This window comes from Mesorhizobium metallidurans STM 2683, assembly GCF_000350085.1.
Taxonomy (GTDB): domain Bacteria; phylum Pseudomonadota; class Alphaproteobacteria; order Rhizobiales; family Rhizobiaceae; genus Mesorhizobium; species Mesorhizobium metallidurans.
Window position 1 is genome coordinate 1 of record NZ_CAUM01000165.1, and the last position, 5,728, is coordinate 5,728.

At 57.9% G+C, this 5,728-nt stretch carries 3 protein-coding genes and 1 pseudogene; 2 read left to right on the forward strand and 2 right to left on the reverse strand.

The window, feature by feature from the left end; translation table 11 throughout:
- Positions 1-637: 637 nt before the first annotated feature.
- Positions 638-2,044 (reverse strand): glutathionylspermidine synthase family protein, encoded by a 1,407-nt coding sequence (locus MESS2_RS28425; protein ID WP_008878083.1) that lies wholly within the window; start codon positions 2,042-2,044, stop codon positions 638-640.
- A gap of 658 nt (positions 2,045-2,702) precedes the next feature.
- On the opposite strand from MESS2_RS28425, the pseudogene MESS2_RS28435 reads away from it, so the two are divergent.
- Positions 2,703-3,232: pseudogene (locus MESS2_RS28435) on the forward strand (IS110 family RNA-guided transposase); the annotation flags it as partial.
- Between the two features lie 797 nt (positions 3,233-4,029).
- Here the strand turns inward: MESS2_RS28435 and MESS2_RS28440 are convergent.
- The gene (locus tag MESS2_RS28440; RefSeq protein ID WP_008878088.1) at positions 4,030-5,196 is read right to left on the reverse strand and encodes an IS110 family RNA-guided transposase; all 1,167 of its coding nucleotides are present in this window, start codon (positions 5,194-5,196) and stop codon (positions 4,030-4,032) included.
- Positions 5,197-5,353: 157 nt separating this feature from the next.
- On the opposite strand from MESS2_RS28440, the gene MESS2_RS34020 reads away from it, so the two are divergent.
- The gene (locus tag MESS2_RS34020; RefSeq protein ID WP_482805274.1) at positions 5,354-5,608 is read left to right on the forward strand and encodes a hypothetical protein; all 255 of its coding nucleotides are present in this window, start codon (positions 5,354-5,356) and stop codon (positions 5,606-5,608) included.
- Positions 5,609-5,728 lie beyond the last annotated feature (120 nt).

Consider the following 5,728-nt stretch of genomic DNA (forward strand, 5'->3'; position numbering starts at 1 on the left):
GAGTAAGCCGCCGAAAAGACGGGATCGAAGTCGGTGAAGTTACCCAACACCATCCGGACCGTCCGCGCAGCGGTTGGCGCCGTTTGTGCCCGCAGGACTGAGGGGATCGATGCCACTGTTCCGGCCGCCAAGCCTACCTTAATGAGGTCGCGTCGAGAAATTGTCATGCGTCAGTTCCCCTTACTTGGTGGTGCGGGTTCCCCGCGTTTTTTGGCTTTGTTTCATCGAATTTCAATCTACCGCGGAGCTTACGTCAAATTCAGTCTGTGTATCGCGGTCATCTGGTTTTGAGATGGGCTCAGATGCGGCGAATACCCTTACCCATCTCGCTTCAAGATAGGTGGCGAATCAAAAGTTGAAACACTCAGCGGTTTCCGGATCTCGCCCCGCCATCCGACGACTTGTACATGCGCAGCCAAACGCCGATCGGGGCAGCGTAGGTCCAAATGTAGGCATTATCGGGTTCGGCAAGCTCTTCGGCAAGAATAGGTATTTCACACCTTTTGAAATAGCCTCAACGGCATTAGGAAAAATTGCTGCTTGGGCGATAGGCAAAGCTTGGTTGAATGACAGGCTTCTGGCGCACGCCGCCCCATATCGAAGTCCGGCACATAAAAACGGATCGGCACCCATCTGTTCACGCACCAGCGACAGCGACGGGCATTAGAATCCCGCTCCGCCCAACGTTCATCACAGCATCGAAGCTTGCGCGCGACTGAAAACCTGCTAAGCGGCCACCGAAAACATAACAGTCAATTCCATACGCCATTTTCTTGATTGAGCGGCTTGGCGGGTGCAGAGTCGTCACCTCTCCGGGCCTGACGTACTCTTGTACGACGTATGGGTTGCCGGCGGCACGGTCAATGTGTTCCTCCCACACTTCTGAGGGTGTGAGATGCCCAACCAAGACATGCTCGCCACGCGTCGCATTAGAGGGCTTCAGAACAAGATTGGCCTTGTTCTCCCGAATGTAACCGATGAGCTCGATCCGACGTCGTTCGGGGTCGGTTGTTACTCCTGCTCTAACAAGACGGGTCCATGGAATGTGGCGTGCAATAAGCTCGACCTGCTCGGCGTTGAAGTTAGAGACGAATCGATCGTCGCTGAGTACAGCAAGGATCGCCTTGTCAGATAATATCCACTGGGAGATCCAGGGGTTTATCGAAACCACCTCTTGAGCTGCACACGCATCTAAGTAATCTCTGGATTCACTATATTTAAAGATGTCTCTGACATCGAGTTTATTGTACACGAGCTCAATTATTTCGCCGTCCGGCCCGACTAGCCCACGAGGTGTCCGCTTCATCGCGGTAATGTCTAGCAACGCTGCTTCGACGCCCGCGTCTCTTAGGCCTCTCACAATCCATTCTACTTCGTTTGTATAACGGCCGCGAAAGTTGACTACGGCCGCGGTTCTGAGCTCGCTGCCAGTTGCAGCGTGATAGGCAGACACCAGCTCCCGAACAAAACAGTCCGGATCTTTAGCGAAAGGCTGGCTGCTCACGTCAAGTGCCACGCCCTGTGCCAATGGATTGGGAATACAGCTCCAGACTTTTGCGGCGACGCCGTTCTGAATAACGCCGCCCGGCCCTTCGGCATTCGTTTCAAGTATCTTGTAATAGCCATCGCTCCCGAACAAGCCATCCAGTCGGCATATTCTTACAATCGGTCGATGTTTTGGGAGACCATTGATCCAATTCCCCAAATGTTTATAGGCTGGAAACAGGTTTTGCACTTCTTCATTGCAGCAATACAGCTCGGCGGCGACATCAAGGAGCTTAACCACGCCCTCAGCGGTAGCGCTGAGGTGATTTGCCAGATCGCGGTTTATCGCAAGGGGCCGGAGACATACGGGATATGCCCGCCCCTCAAAGTGCAGGCCCGCCTTTCCAATTGCGCTGGACAGTTCGTCTTGAGCCTCCCAGATCGAGGCTGAATCGCTGGTTGCGAGCTCGCAGAGACGGCGCTCAATTCGTGCATCCGCCTCGCTGATTGCAGGCACTGTCGCAATCTCCTCGGGTCCCGACCCTGTCTGAGTTTTCATGGGCAGCTCCTATCTAGTGGTCTTGCTGGTATTGGAGTTTGGACGACCCGACAGATTCTTAGGACAGCGCGAGTTTAGCTCTGGGATCGATCCGTGAGGCAGTCAACAGGCCGCCCAGAGCGCGGCAAATCTCGTCTTCGATAGCGTCGCGTGGCCGGGCTATGTGCCCGTTGGTCGTTGACATGACTTGAGGATAGGTGTGTTGATAATTTTCAGGAACTGCCAAATCTGATGGCTTGACGCTGCCATTTTGCCGCGGCTTCGCGCCGTTCGGCTGTTCATCTTTGCGGAGGCTAACGTTGCGTAGCTCTCGACGTAGATACCGAGAAAAATCTGCCTCTTTTCTCTGAGTCGAGCCACGTGGGCCCGCCTCCACGCGGAAAGTTACCGCCACGTAACGGTGCGGGTGCAGAACGCCTCGAAAAATCTCGCATCAGGAACGCGTTTTGATTCACTTGACCTGGTGATTTGCTCGGAGGCGTTGGACACGTACACGAGGACAGGCGGGACTCTGGGACCATTGAGCGTTATATGCGGCTGAGCGAGACCGGCGATTCACTGGAGAAGCTGAACGTGGTGGTGCCTTGGGAGGTTGTTCGCAAGCCTTTGGCCAAGGCGCTGAAGCGCTCCGATGGCGCCATGCCACGATGGTGGCAGAGACGAGAGCGCAGACCTGCCGGATCTGGTCCGCGACATCTGCAGCGCTCTACTTAACCAGATCGACCAGTTGAGCAGCCGGCTCGCGGCATTGAAGAAGACGATCGACACGCTGTCCAAGCAAGCTGCAACATCTCGGCGCTTGCAAACCATGCCCGGTGTCGGCCCTATCGCTGCCCTTGCCATTGAAACCTTTGCGCCGCCGATGGAGGCCTTCAAGTGCGGTCGCGATTTCGCCGCTGGCTCGGGCTGGTCCCTCGGCAGAAGTCGAGCGGCGGCAAGCAACGACTAGGGAAGGTATCGAAGATGGGCCAGCGCGATATTCGGCGGTTGCTCATCATCGGCGCCATAGCTGTGGTTCGATGGGCGTCTCGGAGGCGCGCGCCTGACGGTTCCTGGCTTGCCCGCTTGATGTTGAAGAAACCGCGCATGCTGGTGGCAATCGCGCTGGCCAACAAGATGGCGCGTGGCATCTGGGCCATGCTGACGAAACAGGAGGACTACCGGAATCCGGCGACGGTGCCTGTGTAATTTCCAACAACGCGCCGAGACCGGGACGTCTGGGATGTGAGGAAGGCATGAACTGCATGGGCAAATGATCGATCAGATCGGGTTCAGGAAAACCAGAGTCAAGTTGTGAGCCCACGCAAGCTCGCTTTGCTGATTTGGACCTGATCCGCGCATCACCATACCGGCCCGCGGCATATGAGACGGCCGCAAATCAAGGCCTGACACATGACCGCACTCGATCACATGTCCAATGCTTCAGAAGACTCCGGATTCCGATCTCTTGCGTGAGATGATTGGCGTTGCCGCCGCGCGGCGCGATGACCACCGCAAAGCCGCTCGCTCGCTTGTATGGGCTAAACTTTGTCAACGTGATCTTTCAGTCGTTCCGTCTCCTTGCTCAGCCGTGGCGCCCATTTTGTTCTTGCTTGGCTCCGGGGTTCATTGGGGCGCCGCGCGCAGTGACGGTCAAGGGTGGGCCTCTGGCCATCGCGAAGCGACTTGCCCTTGATGGTCACGAGCACGGCGGCAGCGTTACATTGAGGCCGGCAGGTGCCTGTTCGTTTGCAAACCCAGGGGAGCTCGCCATCAGGCGCCCGTAAACGCGCCGCAAGCTTGTATGCGGTTGATCCTCTCGGATCGAAAACCATGATGCAGCCATACGCATCGGCGGCGAAGCTCCGGGCGGTGGGCCCATTCTACAGCGCGGCGTCGTAAGCCATGTGAGCGACCGGGATCACAACCACCTCGGATCATTATCGGCAGACGCTATTGCAGCTGCCAAACTTCAATGCTCGTCTTGTCGAACGCTCCTCCAAGCCTTATGCCGGACGCAGGGCTACTCCCTTCGGGACCTCGCCGGTCGTGACAAGTCGCCAGAATGCAATCAGCAGCTTGCGCGCCAAAGCCACGATCATTGTCTTGCGCGTTCCGCCACGGCCATCGGCCGTCCTCGCCCAAAACCAGTGCGCCAGCGCGCTGTCCTTTTGGTATTGGAGGAACCGCCAAGCCAACAGGATCATGCCATAGCGGACGCGAGCATTGCCGGCCCGCGCAAGACCTTTCTCGCGCCTGCGTTGGCCGCTCTCATCCGGCGCCCCGGTAAGTCCGACATAGCGGGCGACGGCTCTCCGATCACGCAGGCCGCGTGAGAGAATCTCATTCACCAGCATGTCCGCAGTCTCGATACCGACACCGATGATCCGCGCAAGAAGGCGAACCATCGCGAGCGGACCCTTCTCCGTGTCCGGAACGACCGAGAGCTGCCGCAACCGCTCCTGTTCGATCTCATGGATTTGTTCACGCAACAGGTGAAGCCGTCCGAGATTACGGCGCAACTCGGCTCGGCTTCGTTCCGGTAGGGGCATACCTTCCGCGGTATGCAGAGCCTCCAGTTTCTCGGCAGCTTTGCGCAGATTAGGTTTGAAGGCGCGAATGCCGAAGCGAGCGAGGATTGCCTTGATGCGGTTGATGATCCGTGTACGTTCGCGGACGAAATTGTCTCGTTCACGGTTCGGACGGCGGGCCTCCTCCTCATTGATGGTTGGGATGGCTGCCATGCTGCAGTGGCGCTTCTCGCCCCGCAGCCAGCCAAGAAAGGCGCGCATCAACAGTTCGGTATCGAGGCGATCGGTCTTGGCACGCCGATGTTCGCGGGAAACCGCGACGCTCGATGGATGTATGGCATAAGCCTCGACAGCGCGCGCCTGGAGCCAGCGCGCCAACCAAAAGCCGTCGCGTCCAGCCTCATAGGCGACAACGATGCGCCGGACTTCACGCCCGGCTTGGATGGCTTCGCTGCGCCAGCGGCGCAACAGCCTGAGCACCGAATCCGGGTCGGCATCGAGCTTCTTGAGAGGGTTACGTTCAAAGCGAGGGACCGTCGCAGCAATGAGCCACTTTGTCTGGCTCATCTCAATCACTGCGACCAACGTGCTGTCTTGATCAAGGGTGGTAAGGGATTTGCTTGCATCAAAGGATGGTGACATGGGGGCGCTCCTTGGGTAGCTGCTCAACAGAGCCGAGGGTGCCACACGCTCGCCGCCGCCCATAGCATCTACAGCGCTATCGAGGGCGCGCTCGCGAGCGGCTTCGCTACCGCCGAGCTACACCACCTGTGGGGTCGCGACCGAGGAGGGTGGAAATCTGCGGCTCTGGAGCCACAAGCCGACTGTCACCGACCGAAAGTCGCAGGGTGTGGAGACTACGGGTTATCCCTATTCGGCAGCTTATCTTGAAACCGTCCCTTGTCGCGACTTCCAGCTTAAGGCTGGGGACATTGCCCTGATTGACGGCGGCTTCATTCACGGGGTCCGACACTCAGGCAACGGAAAGCCTCGCCTTGTGCTGAACAGCTTTTTCGGATTTGCGAGGCCGGATCTTGTTCTCTGGTGGACCTGAAGTCGCGTTCTCCTCCTACAAGGCCCTAAGCCGCTTAGTGTTGAGAGGTCCATCCCCATACTCGCTTTCCAGTTTATACAGCGTCGCCTCCGAGATCCCGCGCTTGCGGGCCAGTGGCCC